The 15,145-nt window shown below is 56.6% G+C and carries 14 protein-coding genes; 9 read left to right on the forward strand and 5 right to left on the reverse strand.

The features are described 5' to 3' along the window. From OQE62_RS18720 to OQE62_RS18730, 3 genes are all read left to right on the forward strand, one after another. Positions 1-784 (forward strand): ATP-binding protein (locus OQE62_RS18720; protein WP_265723572.1); only part of this gene is annotated, 784 nt, incomplete at its 5' end. A gap of 520 nt (positions 785-1,304) precedes the next feature. Beyond that, on the forward strand, positions 1,305-2,228 hold the full coding sequence (locus OQE62_RS18725; protein ID WP_265723573.1) for a hypothetical protein: 924 nt from the start codon (positions 1,305-1,307) through the stop codon (positions 2,226-2,228). Between the two features lie 193 nt (positions 2,229-2,421). After that, positions 2,422-3,531 carry a lipase family protein gene (locus OQE62_RS18730; RefSeq protein WP_265723574.1) on the forward strand — a complete coding sequence of 370 codons (1,110 nt, stop codon included), beginning with the start codon at positions 2,422-2,424 and terminating at the stop codon, positions 3,529-3,531. A 74-nt stretch (positions 3,532-3,605) separates the two neighbouring features. On the opposite strand, the gene OQE62_RS18735 is transcribed toward OQE62_RS18730, so the two are convergent. Further along, on the reverse strand, positions 3,606-4,289 hold the full coding sequence (locus OQE62_RS18735) for a spermine/spermidine synthase domain-containing protein (RefSeq protein ID WP_265723575.1): 684 nt from the start codon (positions 4,287-4,289) through the stop codon (positions 3,606-3,608). A 181-nt stretch (positions 4,290-4,470) separates the two neighbouring features. Between OQE62_RS18735 and OQE62_RS18740 the strand changes: the two genes are divergently transcribed. After that, a complete protein-coding gene (locus tag OQE62_RS18740) occupies positions 4,471-4,767 on the forward strand; it encodes a hypothetical protein (protein WP_265723576.1) in 297 nt (98 codons plus the stop codon). 440 nt (positions 4,768-5,207) lie between these two features. Here the strand turns inward: OQE62_RS18740 and OQE62_RS18745 are convergent, their stop codons facing one another. Continuing rightward, complete coding sequence (locus OQE62_RS18745) at positions 5,208-7,112, reverse strand: N-acetylmuramoyl-L-alanine amidase (RefSeq protein WP_265723577.1); 1,905 nt, start codon at positions 7,110-7,112, stop codon at positions 5,208-5,210. Positions 7,113-7,819: 707 nt separating this feature from the next. Between OQE62_RS18745 and OQE62_RS18750 the strand changes: the two genes are divergently transcribed. From OQE62_RS18750 to OQE62_RS18765, 4 genes are all read left to right on the forward strand, one after another. Next, positions 7,820-9,013 carry a hypothetical protein gene (locus OQE62_RS18750; RefSeq protein ID WP_265723578.1) on the forward strand — a complete coding sequence of 398 codons (1,194 nt, stop codon included), beginning with the start codon at positions 7,820-7,822 and terminating at the stop codon, positions 9,011-9,013. Between the two features lie 177 nt (positions 9,014-9,190). Continuing rightward, positions 9,191-9,724: a C40 family peptidase gene (locus tag OQE62_RS18755; RefSeq protein WP_265723579.1), complete on the forward strand. Its 534-nt coding sequence runs from the start codon at positions 9,191-9,193 to the stop codon at positions 9,722-9,724. 72 nt (positions 9,725-9,796) lie between these two features. Further along, on the forward strand, positions 9,797-10,270 hold the full coding sequence (locus tag OQE62_RS18760) for a DTW domain-containing protein (RefSeq protein WP_265723580.1): 474 nt from the start codon (positions 9,797-9,799) through the stop codon (positions 10,268-10,270). Between the two features lie 213 nt (positions 10,271-10,483). Then, the gene (locus OQE62_RS18765; protein WP_265723581.1) at positions 10,484-10,819 is read left to right on the forward strand and encodes a hypothetical protein; all 336 of its coding nucleotides are present in this window, start codon (positions 10,484-10,486) and stop codon (positions 10,817-10,819) included. A 14-nt stretch (positions 10,820-10,833) separates the two neighbouring features. Here OQE62_RS18765 and OQE62_RS18770 read toward each other — a convergent pair whose 3' ends face one another. The 3 genes from OQE62_RS18770 to OQE62_RS18780 all read right to left on the reverse strand — a co-directional run bounded on the left by OQE62_RS18770 (position 10,834) and on the right by OQE62_RS18780 (position 13,742). Continuing rightward, complete coding sequence (locus OQE62_RS18770; protein WP_265723582.1) at positions 10,834-11,658, reverse strand: alpha/beta fold hydrolase; 825 nt, start codon at positions 11,656-11,658, stop codon at positions 10,834-10,836. A 249-nt stretch (positions 11,659-11,907) separates the two neighbouring features. Next, on the reverse strand, positions 11,908-12,822 hold the full coding sequence (locus OQE62_RS18775; RefSeq protein WP_265723583.1) for a MaoC family dehydratase: 915 nt from the start codon (positions 12,820-12,822) through the stop codon (positions 11,908-11,910). A gap of 107 nt (positions 12,823-12,929) precedes the next feature. After that, positions 12,930-13,742 (reverse strand): metallophosphoesterase, encoded by an 813-nt coding sequence (locus OQE62_RS18780; RefSeq protein ID WP_265723584.1) that lies wholly within the window; start codon positions 13,740-13,742, stop codon positions 12,930-12,932. Between the two features lie 210 nt (positions 13,743-13,952). Here OQE62_RS18780 and OQE62_RS18785 point away from each other — a divergent pair, with 210 nt between their 5' ends. Further along, positions 13,953-15,035, forward strand: a complete 1,083-nt coding sequence (locus tag OQE62_RS18785) for an SGNH/GDSL hydrolase family protein (RefSeq protein WP_265723585.1) — start codon at positions 13,953-13,955, stop codon at positions 15,033-15,035. The last annotated feature ends 110 nt before the right edge of the window (positions 15,036-15,145 follow it).

Here is a 15,145-nt window from a genome sequence, read left to right on the forward strand (position 1 = left end):
CTGCTTAAACGCAGTTATTTGGACAACTGGGTTGAAAATCACCGCTCTCCTTCCAAAGAGAACAGCGGTAAAAGTATTCCGATATAAAACGGTTGAAAAAGAGCCATCGAGAGACCATTTAGCATTTGATCCAATCACTATCGAGGGGTGGGCGTATAAGCTTATTTATGATTCTGTAGCCAAAACTCAGGAAATTGTGGAAGAGATAAAGAAGCTCGGTGAGGCAAGCCTCATCGACATTCAATATCCAGCAGAAACACTTCATGAAATAATTACCAATGCAATTCTGCATCGTGATTACAGTATTGCGACAGACGTCCAAGTTAGGATTTTTGACAATAGGATAGAAGTGGAAAGCCCAGGAAAGTTTGCTGGACATATCACTAAAGACAACGTACTTCACTCGCAGTTTGCAAGAAATCAGCAGCTTGTTCGGCTAATAAATAAATTTCCGAACCCTCCAAATAAGGACGTTGGAGAGGGCCTAAACACTGCTTTTGATGCAATGCGGAAGCTAAGGTTGCATGACCCGGTAATCGAGGAGCAACAAAGCTCCGTTTTGGTAACGATTCCCCATCAGAAATTAGCATCACCTGAAGAATTGATAATGGAGTTTTTGGAAAAAAATCCAGAAATTACGAATAGGGAAGCCAGGGCGCTTTGTGGTGTTCGTTCTGAGAACTCGATGAAAGCTGTCTTCAAGCGTCTTCAAAAGAGGGGAATGATAGAACAGGTTCCAAATCGTTCTCGCTTTAAGGCGGCTTGGAGGAAGGTCAAAATCTAACGAGGGCTGCGGACACAATAAAGCACAATAAAGGAATAAAGGGGACCGGAATAAAGGGGACAGATCTGTTTTTGGCACTGATTTCACCACAGGAACTAATTTGTTCTCGTTCTGAAACTAGCAACCCATTGAAAATAAGGAAAAACATTCTGTGCATACTTAAAAAGGCCTTGTGTTTTCGTAAAATTGTTTTCGACCAAGAAAGCAACCAGAAAACCAAAGAAAAAGGGACAGATCTATTTTTGACGTTTATTTCTTATTATCCGAACCTAAAAAATTTACCCCAGCCCTAATATTTTTTCCGCCGGGGCCGTGCCCGCTGATTGTGCCAGTGACTGATCTTCGCTTATACATGAATTGTCTTCAATTACGCGAGGTTAAATTGAGTGTCAAAATTTCACTCTGCCCCAATATTCTCAGAAGGTCGTCAACTTTAGAAAGGACGGAATATACCGTGAAGCTACGAATCCTAGCATGGTACGCGTCTTTATTGACATGTGCTTACAGTTACGCAGGACCAATGCTGCCTGACAGTCCCGGCGCCATCACCGAACAGTCATCCATGTTATCCGATTGCCCTTCAGGAGTGCTCCGCGTCGTTGATGGCTACGACGCGAGTATTGTGGATTCAGGATTCGAACTACTAGACAACGGGATCTACTTCGAGACTGCGTTGAAGGGGCCAAGTCCCGAGTGGTCGCCAGATCACTACCGACGCGCGTGGCTGAGTCCAAACTCATATGGATACGGCGCATCACTTGCCTATGAGGTACGTGGCTGCACGGACGAGTGTGACAGCTCCGATAGCTCAATCTACATGCAGAAAGTAAATCACCACATTCTCTATAGTGATCCCAATGAAGGCCTCAATTTCGGCGAACGACGGCACATTGGTTTCGCATTCCGTGCAAGTCAAGACCAACCTATCCGTGATACGATCATCTTCCAGCTATGGCAAGGAAGCCCCCATGGTCCTCCGCTTGCCGGGAAGCTACGCACTGAGGGCGATGGGTCGCTGTCCCTTGTACTTCTGGCGTTAAACAATGACACGGGGTCGAATCCGAGTGCATCACGTATCGAAGTTGGGAAGGTCGAAAACCTCGCAATAGGGACTTGGTACAGCGTGACTATATCCTTATTTCCAGAGCACACGGAAATGGAGCATCGTGAAGGCAATACAACTGTGGGGTTTCGGTATAAACGTATAGACGAGACCTACTATCACGACGCCTTCGCGTATCACGGAAAATGGGGGTACATACCAGGGTCTAGTTGCCAGTACGCCGGCGGCTGTGAGAAGCTGGGCGCAAACAACAAGATCGATTTCAAAATCGGCATCTATCGGAAAGCAGAGGATACAACACTGCAGGTTCGATTCGACAACATCAAACTGACTAAATCGCTTTGGCAGTCGAAACCAGAGTACTGGTGCACTTGGTATTAGAAGCGAACTAATCCCGGAACACCTGTTCACGTATACTGGGTCCTTGAGAAATTCGATATTCCACTGGGTGTTTCCGGAAAGTTAAGTCTTGTAGACCAAAACCACTCAAACCAACAAGCTTGGAGGCAGCGATATTTGAACTCACCTGAACGTTAGCACTCAATTCAAGTAATCGATCATAGGAAGCGATATTATGGATGACAGCACAACTCCGATAACAACCAACCCCTCTGTTATTTCCCCCTCACCGGAAGACCATCTATTTACGCAGGAGATGTTAGCCCGCCGCACACCGTCACATCGCCTAGCGTACAGCGACCGAACAGCTTGGCTTATGGCCTGCATGGCCCAACTGGCCTATATTCGGTTTAATCCGCCATTTTTTGGAAAATCACAAGAAGAAAAATTCCACAAAGCGATAGATAGGCTACTCTCAAATAAAAAGCTGAGCATATTCACCGAGTTAATTGAGAAGCTAAGCTACGATGCCGAACGTGAGAAAGGAATTCTTACGTCTGAGCTCAATGGACTGAACTTTAAACTCGAAAAATTGTTCGACAGTAAAGAAACGGGGACACAGGCTTTCCTGGCCTCTACTGACAAATTTCTCATACTTGCTTTTAGAGGCACTGAAACAACGAGCGTGAAAGATATCCGATCGGACATCAAAGCTAATAAGGTCCCCTGTGCCACAGAAGGAATGGTTCATCAAGGGTTTAAGGAAAGTTATGAGTCCGTCGCCGGAAATATTCAAAAAGCCATTGACGAGCCTGAGCATGCTGGTAAATCGCTATTAATAGCCGGACACAGCTTGGGCGGCGCATTGGCAACGGTTGCCGCAAAGCGACTGAAATGTAAGGCAGGTATTGCCGCCTGTTATACCTTTGGATCACCCAGTGTTGGTTCCGCTGAGTGGATTACCCCACTAAAGACGCCGGTATATCGCATTGTAAATGCAGCTGATGCGGTCACCTTGCTGCCTCCAGGTAGCGTCACCATCTCGGTACTAGCCAAAGTCTGCAGTTTCATCCCGAGATTCGGGAAATCACTATCAAAAGGACTTATGGACAAGTTCGGCGGGTATCTGCACACAGGGGACATGCGTTACCTGACAAACTGCGCACCAGGTGACTACCAGGATGTTCAACTTCTGCCTGCAGTAACTTTTTTCTACAGGTTATTTGGTTTTTTGAATAAAAATCCAATCAAAAGCAAACCGCTGACCGATCACTCTATCGCAACATATCGGAAGAAGTTGGGTATCGTTGCGCAGAAGAGAAACAAAAATACGTTATCTTACTAATAGCCTGCACTACACTAAAAAGGAGCAAACCTTGACCCAACTCTATTCACTCCCTTATCTCCGATTATTGCACCTCACTCGGACACCCTCTTTGCCAGAAATATCGTATGTCGCGCCCCCTTGCCGGGGCGCTCCCGCACGGTCCTGACCTCGACGTCAAAGCCGGTTTTCCTCAACCGCTGAACGTACAGGGTATCGGGCCCAGCCGACCAAACCGCCAACATACCGCCCGGCGCCAGGCTTTCGTAGATACAGTTGGTGCCATCGAGCGAATACAGCCAGTTATTGTCGTTATGGGTCAGCCCCTCGGGGCCGTTGTCGACATCCAGCAGCACGGCGTCGTAGTCGCCATCGCGCTTTACCAGCAGCTCACCGACATCGCCGATATGGATCTTACAGCGACTGTCGTCCAGCGGCCGGCCGGCGCAGTCGCCCAGGGGCCCACGGTTCCACTCCACCACCTCGGGGATCAGGTCGGCGACTATCACCTCTGCGCAGGGCGGCAGTACCTCGAGGGCGGCGGCGAGGGTGTAACCCATGCCCATACCGCCCACGACTACCCGGGCATTCTTGTGTTTCTTCAGGTGAGCACAGCCCAGCAGCGCTAGCTCCCGCTCGCTGTTAAAGCGACGACTGTTCATCAGTTCACCGCGGGGGCCACTCAGGGAGATGGAGAACTCCCGGTCGCGCTGGCGCAGCTTGAGTATGCCGCCATTATTGGGAATCTGGGCGGTGCCGAGTTCGATCCAAGGTTTCATGGCGTTTGCTCGCGGGAAAATCTGTGGAATCAGGATCGATGATTCTACGCTACCCACACCCGAATCAATAGGGCCAATATCATAAGTTGCTCATTGTCCAGGAGCCCACCTACAATTGATACCTGCCCCGGCGGATTACCGACCGTATGTCGGTAATCAAGAATACGAGGGATGCCATAGCATGATCGAGTATCAATACAACGAAGAGAAAACTTTAGCCCTTTATTTCTCGGATCTCCTTGATGATTCCCTTTCAGAATATATTTTGACCAGAGGCTTTGTCAGCTCGAAAGAGGAAGCAGTCCATTTAAGCAGATTTTTCTGGGCCATGGTCAACAAATCAGAAAAAGAAAAAGTGGCTTTGCCCTGTGAAGGAAGCCCTCAGTACTGGACTGAAAAGCTCCACAACTCACTTGGCGGCTACCTCGAACGCGCAGGATATGAAGAGCAATGGAATGAAGAGGTGGACAGGGCATAGACAGTGATTAAGCTGTTGAGATGAAACACTGCAGATTACAGAAACTCAACAGCGTCTACGGATTCCTCGAAATCGACTCTCAAGGTCGTTGAAGCCTATGACGATGATATATTTGACGAGCTGAGAGAGAAGCCTCGGCCTGATTGGGCCAACTGCCACAGTATTTTCTACGACACGACCACCACTGGCAGCAAAGTCATTGAAGAAGCCCCGATACCTATATATGGAACAGCTCCTCGCTGGTATTTTACTCCAAGGAAATGTCCGCGCTCGAAAGCCTGACAGGTCCTTTCAGAGAGCTTCTGCCCTTTCAATAACAGAGCCCTGCTATTCAACCGACTTTGGTGAACAGATTCGAGAATAATGCTCGAACAGATGCCGGGACCAACCATAACCGCGCAATACAGGGCGCGACGGTTCCTGTCGGCCCCGGCCCCGTTTCAGTTCTGGATCTGCACCTCGTCGATATACACGTTTACATCGTAAGCGGTGTCCGGGTCGCGGAGTATCCAGACAGCGTCCAGGGTCACATTGCCGGCATCGATGGTGCCATTGGATCCGCCGGCCCAGGCATACCAGTCGTCGCTGTCGGCCAGGTTCCACTCCACGAAGGTCCAGCTGTCGGCGGGGAGGCTCTTGCTGTAACTGCGCTCCGTGCCGTCGCTGTCATCGACTCCGATGGCGGCGCGCATTCCGCTGGCCGCGGCATACACCCAGTAGCCGACGCGGCCGTTGCTTGAAAGCGGAACATTGGCGCCCGGGCTGCCGGCACCGGAGAGCAGTCGCACCCGCCAGTCGCTGTTGCTTCCGGTATCGTCTTTCAGCAGCACCCGCAGCGAGCAACTGCCCCCGTGGCTGATATTGCAGTCCCGCGTAGCGCTGGACTGGGTGGAGATGCCCACCGTGCTGCCCGAATAGGTGGGGCTGGTATAGAAATGGCCCTCACTGCTATCAAAAGAGTCCAGCACGGTGGTGGAGCCGCCGCTGCCGGGATTGAGCAGCGTGTAGTAGTGGGACCAGTTCCAGTTGATGCCGGGATCTGTGTGGGTCTGGCTGGTGTAATGCTGGTGCCCTTTTACATCGATTGAGGAGGGCAGCACTACCACGTCGCTGTGTGCCGGGCCATCGTATGCATTGGCACAGTCGATCGCTGCGTAGCTGTCGCAGAAGCTGCGCACCAGGGCGGCGGAGCTGTTGTACATCGCCGTCGTGTACCAGGAGCTGTTGTCCACATATCCCTCGTGCTCGATACCGAGCGTCGTGCCATTGTGCACCCCGACATGGTGAGCCGCATGGTGGTTGCGCACCATCTGCGTCACCTGGCCATCGGAACTGCGAATCACATAGTGTGCGCTGACCGAATAGGGATTGTCCTGGAACCAGTTGATCGTGCCGGCGTAACTGCCCTGGGCGGTGTGGATGGTGGTGGAGCTGTAGGATGAACGCGAGTGGTAGTAGGGCGAGGCGACCCAGAGCGCCGGCCCGTAGTCGGTGCTCATGGTGTCCAGGAGGCTTTGCGGACCATCCAGGCTCTCGGTTCCCTGCTCCCCCTGGGTATCGGAATCGATGGAGCCCTGCGGCACCGGGGTTTCGGAATCCTGCTCCTTGCGCTGGAGTGTTTCAGTAATCGGGTCGAGTCGGTACTCGCGGGTTTCCAGGGCATCTTCCGTCACCTGCAGGCGTACGAAAGGCGCGCGCAAAGTCGTCAACTGCCTGGGCGTAAACGCCCGCTCCCAGGCGACGGCCTTCTCCGGTACCCTGATTCCCCGGTCGTCCACACCGCGATCCTGGGCCAGGAGCACGTCGTAGGCGAAACTTGTTCGGGCGTAATCCTGTGCGACATTTTTCGCCGAGTATTCGGAGAATCCGGCGTAGCGCTTCAGCGTCGGTACCATATCCTCCAGGGTCGGCTGCAGAATCATGCCGCCGCGCAGGAGCCCCAACCGGTCCACATCTTTGCGCAACTCCAGATCCAGCAGGGCTGCCGCGGCGAGTATATTGGACCTGGGATTCCGCTTAATCCTCTGCACCTTCATGCCGGTTATCGCAGAGGCCCGGGATATCTGGTCCGCGGCGCCTCCCCCGGCGTAGAGCCCCATTATGCCGTAGGCTTTCGGCATATGCTGGTGGCCTTGCATAGCGGAATTTCCATCCGGATCCAGGTGCACCCAGCGGCTCTGGACATAGGCGATCGCTTCCAGGGTGCCGGCGGGAATAGACGGATAGGCGGCATAGGCATCGGCAAAATGCCGGCGATAGGCGCGCCGCTGGGGCAGCAGGCGCGCTTCTTCTTCGGCCAGCCGCGCGGTAAGGCCCTGGGGCCGGTCTGCAGTCTGTTCCGCCATTGCCGATTGACCGATACAACAGATAAATATTGCCAAAAAAAATTGATTAGTTGTCATGTTTTTATCCGGATTTACGGTTGTTTGATGAAAACTTCGAACGGGTTACTTCGACCCGCTTCAACGTGTCGTCGCAGTACCGCCAGCGACAGGTTTATTCACCAGAACAACCGTACGTCAATATTTTATTCAATCAACAGGGCGAGTGCCCATATCCCAACCCGTTCTCAGGACTGTCGTGTATTTTCCCTACAGGGATTAGGCGGATCTGGTTTTATTAATTTTTCCTTACTACTCGTCAGTATCGATAGCCAGATAGCGGACCATTTTCGACTGCTCTGCAGAAAAGCGTCCGTGGCTGTACCAGTCGTCCAGCAGGAGTTGGGTCGACGGGAAGCGGGTGTAAAGAAACAGCCATTGCCATCATCGCCGCCACTGCCAGCGGCGGTATGCGTTGGAATCCCCTGCCCTGCGCCAGCCGATTCAGGAGCCACAAAACAGCAACGCGAACGGTAGAGAGCGCGGCCCATCGACATCGTGTCGACGCTCCGTACCGGCTTGTGTCATGCTTTTACTCCGTCGGCTTACGCTTTGCGGCATTCTGGCAAAGTGCGGGTCGGCGGAACTCAAAACAGGCCGACCCGGGCAGACCACAACCACGACGCCTTCAAACAAGCGCCGGCCCGACCAACACGGAATCGATTGACCCCATGACCACTCGCCTTCTCTTTCTTCTGATAATCCTGTCCAGCGCCACCAGCGCCCTCTCCGCCGAGTACCGGGCGGGCTTCGCCGCAGTGGATATCACTCCGCATCCCGGGGACAAACTGGGTCTGGTCGGCGGTGGCACCGGCGCGGTTGAATCGATCGGGGATCCCCTCTATATCCACACCGCCGTCCTTACGGATGGCAACCACAAGGTGGCGCTGGTTTCGGTGGACCTGCTGGTTCTGCGCGAGACAGACTTCGGCGCGATTGAGCAACAACTGCAACAGCGCGGTTTCAACCATGTGATGGTTGCGGCCACCCATACCCACGGCGGCTACCTGGCGGATGCCCAACTGGACGAGGTCCGGCGGGAGATCATCGACAGCGTTGAAACCGCCGGCGATCATCTGCAACCGGTTTCCATCGGCGCCACGCAGATTGCCATCGACGAGGCCTACAACCGCAGGATCATCCGGGACAACAAAGTGGAGATGCTCTGGACCAACCCCGACAGGATTCCCAACCGCGATGTGGACAGTTCGCTGGGGATCATTCAGTTGCGGGACAAAGACGAACAGCCATTCCTGACCATTTTCAATTACAGCGCTCACCCGGTGGTCACCATGGACCTGGAAAGACCGGTCGTCTCCGCCGATTACCCCGGATTTCTGCGCAGGTCATTTGAAGAGCAGGTCGGCGGACACACGATGTTTTTTATGGGCGCCGGCGGCGATATCAATCCCTATCACGCCGACACCAAGCCGTTCAAAGCTGCCCATACACAGGCGCGCCGACTGGGCCAGGTACTGGCCGACGGCGCGGTCCGGGCGACACGGGAAATGAACGGCTTTCGCGATGAGGGCCATTTCAGGTTTGACACCATTTCGTTCCGGAATCCCGATGCCGAGGTCGGTCTCCTGCTGCTCACGCCCGGTATTTCCCTGGCAGGCTTTCCCGGCGAGTATTTCGACGCGCTCGGCCGGCAGCTGAAACGCGCGAGCCCGGTGGAATCCACCTTTTTTGTCGGTATGAGCAACGGCGACCTGCGCTATGTGCCCACGGCGGCAGACGCCGCGCTCGGTGGCTACGGCGCCGAAAAGCCCTCCTTCCAGGTCGAGAGTACCACCGGGGAAACCCATGTCCGCGAGGCCGTTGAGGGGTTGAAGGCGCTGGCGGTCCCCCCGGCTTCAGAGTAACCACCCGACGCACCTAGCCCCGGTTGCCGCCGGATCCGGGGCAAGGGCCGCCAGGTCAGGGCCCGGTCCCGGGGTATTCAGCTAGTATTCAGGCCAATATCGTACTCTGGTGCCACTACTGACCAGCGTATTCGCGCCATCGACGACAGATAGGCGCGCGTGTCCCGGCCAAATCCCATGAATACGAAGCTGCTGTTACCCCTTATCGTTTACCTGGCAGCCGCCACAGCGGGTTGCAGTCTCACGCCGAACAGACAGGCTCCCGAAGAGGCCGCGCCATCGGGCACACCGGCACCGCTGCGCACAGGCACCCGTTCGCTACAGGAAAGGATCTACACACAACACCGGCAATGGAAAGGGACCCGATATCAACTGGGAGGCCTGGGACCGCAGGGTATCGACTGTTCCGGCCTGGTCTATATCACTTACCGCGACCAGCTTGGCGTTGAGCTTCCCCGTACCACGAGGGACCAGGCCCGAGCGGGAGAGGCCGTCCCCCGCAGCGAGCTTCGCGCGGGGGATCTGGTGTTTTTCAAAACCGGCTACAAAGTCAGGCATGTGGGCATCTATATTGAAGACAACAAAGTCTTCCACGCCTCCAGCTCCAAAGGCGTCACCATATCGAAGCTGAATGGCTACTACTGGGGAGACAAATACTGGCAGGCACGCAGGGTAGACTTGCATACCGGCCGTGGCCCTGTGGGGAAATAGCACCTGTCCCGTATGGTGTCGGCGAGCGGATTGCCGCGCCCACAACCAGGTCCTGCCCGGCACAACACCGATATGAAAATCACCCTGCTCACCCACCAGCGCGAACTCCACCGCAAGACCAATACCGGCACGCTGGCCCTGCAGCAGTGCGGGGATATGGTGGAACGTGTGATCTGGGAACGCCGCCATCCATCGCCGGCACTGCGGGACAGTATTGAATGCGGCCGGGCGGCGCTGGTCTATCCCGGCGGGGAGGCCACCTCCGCACAGATGGAAGACTTCGAACAGGTGATACTGATCGATGCCACCTGGCAGGAAGCCCGCAAAATCTACAACCACAGCCCCTATTTGCGCGCTGCACCGCAGTTCGCCCTGACATCGGACGCCGCTTCCCGCTACCGGCTGCGGCGCAACCAGCCCGAGGGCGGCCTGTGTACCGCCGAGTGCGTGATCGAGATACTGCGCCGACACGGCGAGGAATGCGCCGCGGGGCGGCTGGAAGACGCATTTGCGGCGTTCAATCAGACAGTCCATTCCCAAACCTGACCAATACAGCAGTGGAACTCGGTTATCCTGTACAGATGGGACCGCCAATGGCAGAGCGGGAAAACAGCCCGCGACAAGAAGCAGGCCCCCGACCACTGGCACAGAGCCCTGGCTTAAAACTATCTTGTTGAGAGAAGCAAACCGACGTATTGGGGTACAAGGCACTGAAGGTCCCCGATCGATCCCCGGAATTGACCGAGATGGAGCTCGTAAATGGAACTTATCATCCTACTGATCGTGATAGTGGCTGTACTGGTGTTGCCGCTGAAAATGGCCGCGGCCCTGCTGGGAGCACGCAACACCGGCGTTTTCCACTGCCTGTTTGCACTGCTGCTGGCGGTGGTAATCCAGCGTTTTGTCGGCGGCATGATTCCCGGCGTGACCGCGGAATACGGCATGTTGATCACCATCCCCCTGGCGGCCATTGCCTATATGATGGTGTTGGACACCGGCTTCCTGACAGCCATACTGATTGCCATCGTCCAGGGCCTGATCCTGATTGGCGCCACCCTGCTGCTGGGTGGGTTTCTGGCTGCGGCCGGAAGTTAAAAGGAAGTGGATCACTAACTCTGTATAAAGTCGAGCATATCGGCATTGAGCGCATCCGCGTGGGTGGTAAGCATCCCATGCGGATAGCCCTTGTAAACCTTGAGGGTGGCATTCTTGATGATCTTGGAGGATTGCATGCCGGAGGCATTGATCGGCACTACCTGGTCGTCGTCCCCCTGCATCACCAGTGTCGGCACATCGATCTTCTTCAGATCTTCGGTAAAGTCGGTCTCGGAAAACGCCTTAATGCCCTCATAGTGGGCCAGGGCGCTGCCCATCATACCCTGCCTCCACCAGTTCTCGATCACCGCTTGGGATACGTCCGCACCCTCTCGGTTGAAGCCATAGAAAGGGCCACCCGCCACATCGGAATAAAACTGCGAGCGGTTGGCGGCGAGCTGCTTGCGGAAGTCGTCGAAGACTTCGATCGGTGCCCCCTCCGGGTTCGAATCGCTCTTTACCATGATCGGTGGTACCGCCGCGACCATGATCAGCTTGGCCACGCGGCCCTTGCCATAACGCGCCACATAGCTGGCAGCCTCACCGCCACCGGTGGAGTGGCCGATATGCACCGCGTTGCTCAATCCCAGATGTTCCGTCACTGCCGCGGCATCGAGCGCATACTGTTCCATGGTGTGGCCGTTGGCGATCTGACTGGAACGGCCGTGACCGCGCCGGTCGTGCGCGATCACGCGGAACCCCTTGCCGATGAAGTAGAGCATCTGCGCATCCCAATCGTCTGCACTCAGCGGCCAACCGTGGTGGAAGACAATCGGTTGCCCTTCTCCCCAATCCTTGTAGTAAATCTCGGCGCCATCTTTGGTGGTGATTGTTCCCATTCCTTCATTCTCCAACAATCAGCGAGTTTGTGATGCAGAGTATTTTGTCGACAGCTGGCGACCACGAAGAGGACTCGCTGCAAGGTCGCACTCGCTATCCAAGCATAGATGAAGATTCTGGGAGGCTGCCGGTATGGCCGGCGCTGAAGATGTCTGGGCTGCCAGGACTCACCGCTGCCATGTTTGAACAGGCGGTGGCACTCTGTTGCGGAGTGTTTTGCGGTGACCCCGGCGGTTGCTCCCGCTTGGTTACATCGTCGTATCGGCTTGTTCCCGCAATGGCGCCAGGGATCCCGAAAGGTGCGGTTTCCTCCCCGCACTGCCCCGAACGAAAAAGTCGATATCGTCGCCCTCGCGCCGATACTGGAACTGCACATCGCCGGGCAACAGTATCGGCAGCTTGAAGTCGACACTGACCCGGAAAGGCCCATCGGGCAGCAGGCACTCGAGTTCCGCCAGGCTCCGTGCCTTGGTCCACATGCCGTGGGCAATGGCGCGCCGGAAACCGAAGGGCTTTGCAGTCAATGCCGACAGGTGAATGGGGTTGCTGTCACCGGAGACGCGGGCGTAGCGGCGGCCGGTATTGGCGGGAATATGCCAGTCGATAACGGAATCCGGAGTAAACTCGCTCGGTCTCCGCCCCGCCCCCGACTTGCGTCCCACCCTGCTGCCCCTGCCCCGGCGCAGCATGGTGGTGACACCCTCCCATACCAGCTCGCGGCCGGCGGAGACGCGGGTATGCAGGTCAAACTCCAGCCCCCGGGCCGACGGACACGGACCGGTCAGGATACAATCGATATCCAATGTTTCTGCGCTGCCAATGGCCCGATGCCGGGTGATGCTGTTGCGCACATGCACCAGCCCCATCACCGGCAGTGGAAAAGCGTCGGAGACCAGCAGTTCCATATGCAGGGGCGCGGCCAGCACAAACGGATAGGTGACCGGCAGGCCGTCGCCCGTGCGAAAGCCGCACACCTCCCGATAGGTTCGCAGCGCCGCCACATCGACCCGCCTGCCCCGCAACAGGACCCGTCCCAACTCGCTCTCTTCACCGGGCACCCGGCCGGATTTTCTGGCGGTCAGCGCGCGCCGATAGAAAGACAGAGTGGAGGGAATCGACTTCAGCTCAACGGTATTCGACATCGGGTTCAAAACGCGGGACACGGGCGCCCTCTGCAGAAAAACGGGTGTTCGGCACCGGCGCGGAGCTCTGCCCAGAGCCGGCGGCAGTGAATTCTCTCAGAAAGCGGCTGCGAATTATATTGCCACCCTCAGCGGTTGATACAGACGAGGCTCAACGCGTCCCCCGGTTCCTCCCGGTAACTGTCCAGAAAATGGCATTTCCCCACCCGGATCGCCGTGGGCACATAGGTATGCCCCATATAGACACGGTCGATACCGGCAATCCGGAAAGGTTCCAGCTGTTCCGCCGTTGCCGGCACCTTCCACTCCTCCCCGACACCGAAGGATTCCAGATAATCCTCGAGTTTCTGTCGCACTGCGCCGGATTCCAGCACCTTGCCGTAGAAGTGCAGGATCAGGGTCCGCTTCCAGAGGATATTCTGTGCCGCGAACGCCACCGCACGTTCGGTCAGTGGCGCACCGGACCGCCAGTGCCGGTCCATGGCGCGAAGCTGCCGGAGCAGCTCGATCCAGCTACTGTCGGGCACATTGGCATGTACCAGGCCGGCGCGCCCGAAACCGGTGTCGACTTCGATGGCCCAGGGCCAGCGCCGCGCCGCAGCCACACACTGTTGCCGCTCTTCATCCGGCAGGCGATAGAACCATTCGCCGCCATTGGCCCGATGCAGGCCGGCGCTCCCCGGGCTCTCGTAGCCCGCGATCATCATCGCCTCGTGGTTGCCGAGAACACTGAAATAAGTCCGCTGATCGACCATCTCCAACAGCACCCCGCTGTCCGGACCGCGATCCACGATATCGCCGAGGAAGAAAAGGCGATCGCTCTGCGGATTGAAGCGGAGATCGTCGAGCTGCCGCTGCAGCTGCGCCAGGTGGCCGTGCACATCGCCCACGACCAGATCCCTGCCGGTGGGATTGCGGCCGACTCTGAGAAGGGAGGACATGGCAACTTCCCGGGGCTCTCGATGCTTCATCAGGGCTCCTGGTCACTTACACGACGGCAGCGGCAGACCTCGCAGGGCCAGTCACATGCTCTCCTGCCAGGTACGTACGGCGCACTGCCTCTTCTCGAAGGTTAACTGAAGCGGGCGGTTTTACTGTCCGCCACACCGCATTGTATGCTCCCTCATTATAGGTATGGACACGCAATCGCCATGAAAAGAATAATCGCCCTGACCGCCATTCTCTGTCTCGCCCTGGTCTCCGCCCGGGTCCCGGCCGCCACCCGCGTAGACGCGGATGCCGAAGCGCTGCAATACACTGGCCGCATCGATTTCAGTGACCGCAAGGCGCCCCTGCTCTCCTGGCCCGGCAGCAGCATCGAGGCCAACTTTACCGGCACCAGCCTGGCCCTGGTCCTGGACGACGAGCAGGGCAACAACTACTACAACGTCATCGTGGACGGCAACCGCCGGCACCCTTTCGTGCTGCAGGCGAAAAAGGGCGAGCACCGCTACGAGATCGGCTACGGCCTGTCGCCCGGCAAACACTCGCTGGAAATCGTCAAGCGCACCGAGGGCGCGGAGGGCGCCACGGCCTTCAAGGGCCTGCTGCTGTCGGACGACGCCCGACTGCTACCGCCGCCGGAACGGCCGGAGCGACGCATGGAGATCTATGGCGATTCCATCAGCTGCGGTATGGGCAACGAGGGTGCGGACAACGGCCGCGACGACCTGGCCTCCGAGAAGAACAATTACTGGGCCTACGGCTCGGTGGCCGCGCGCAGACTGGACGCGGAGCTGCACACCATCTGCAGGAGCGGTATCGGCATTATGGTGAGCTGGTTTCCGTTCACCATGCCGCAGTACTACGACCAGTTGAGCGCCGTCGGCGACAACGACAGCCGCTGGGATTTCAGCCGCTGGACGCCGGATGTGGTGGTGATCAACCTGTTCCAGAACGACAGCTGGCTGATCGACCGGGAAAAGCGCCTGGATCCGATTCCTTCTGATAAAGAACGCATCCAGGCCTATGTGGACTTTGTCCGCTCCATCCGCGCGAAATATCCCGAGGCGCAGATTATCTGCGCCCTGGGCAGTATGGATGCCACCGCCAACGATAAGTGGCCGGACTATATCCGCGCGGCGGTGAAACAGATGCGCAGTGAATTTGATGACGAAAAGCTGGCCACCCTCTTCTTCGACTACACCGGCTACGGCCAGCACCCGCGCATTGCGCAGCATGTGGCCAATGGCGAGAAGCTGGCGGCGTTTATCAAGCGGAAAATGGACTGGTAACCAACTTCGGAAATATCGGGACCATAAAAGATGGGCGCCTCGCTGCGCTCCTTTTCCCATCAGTACCATCGGGTAGGAGGCGGGATTACCCCCGCCGTCCTCCCACACCA

The organism is Microbulbifer halophilus, assembly GCF_026183675.1.
GTDB classification, from domain to species: domain Bacteria; phylum Pseudomonadota; class Gammaproteobacteria; order Pseudomonadales; family Cellvibrionaceae; genus Microbulbifer; species Microbulbifer halophilus.

Excerpts from the sequence above, each read along its gene's own strand:
- OQE62_RS18725 (WP_265723573.1), top strand. The coding sequence starts at position 1,305 with ATGCTGCCTGACAGTCCCGGCGCCATCACCGAACAGTCATCCATGTTA.
- OQE62_RS18730 (WP_265723574.1), top strand. The coding sequence starts at position 2,422 with ATGGATGACAGCACAACTCCGATAACAACCAACCCCTCTGTTATTTCC.
- OQE62_RS18735 (WP_265723575.1), bottom strand. The coding sequence starts at position 4,289 with ATGAAACCTTGGATCGAACTCGGCACCGCCCAGATTCCCAATAATGGC.
- OQE62_RS18740 (WP_265723576.1), top strand. The coding sequence starts at position 4,471 with ATGATCGAGTATCAATACAACGAAGAGAAAACTTTAGCCCTTTATTTC.
- OQE62_RS18745 (WP_265723577.1), bottom strand. The coding sequence starts at position 7,112 with ATGGCGGAACAGACTGCAGACCGGCCCCAGGGCCTTACCGCGCGGCTG.
- OQE62_RS18750 (WP_265723578.1), top strand. The coding sequence starts at position 7,820 with ATGACCACTCGCCTTCTCTTTCTTCTGATAATCCTGTCCAGCGCCACC.
- OQE62_RS18755 (WP_265723579.1), top strand. The coding sequence starts at position 9,191 with ATGAATACGAAGCTGCTGTTACCCCTTATCGTTTACCTGGCAGCCGCC.
- OQE62_RS18760 (WP_265723580.1), top strand. The coding sequence starts at position 9,797 with ATGAAAATCACCCTGCTCACCCACCAGCGCGAACTCCACCGCAAGACC.
- OQE62_RS18765 (WP_265723581.1), top strand. The coding sequence starts at position 10,484 with ATGGAACTTATCATCCTACTGATCGTGATAGTGGCTGTACTGGTGTTG.
- OQE62_RS18770 (WP_265723582.1), bottom strand. The coding sequence starts at position 11,658 with ATGGGAACAATCACCACCAAAGATGGCGCCGAGATTTACTACAAGGAT.
- OQE62_RS18780 (WP_265723584.1), bottom strand. The coding sequence starts at position 13,742 with ATGTCCTCCCTTCTCAGAGTCGGCCGCAATCCCACCGGCAGGGATCTG.
- OQE62_RS18785 (WP_265723585.1), top strand. The coding sequence starts at position 13,953 with ATGAAAAGAATAATCGCCCTGACCGCCATTCTCTGTCTCGCCCTGGTC.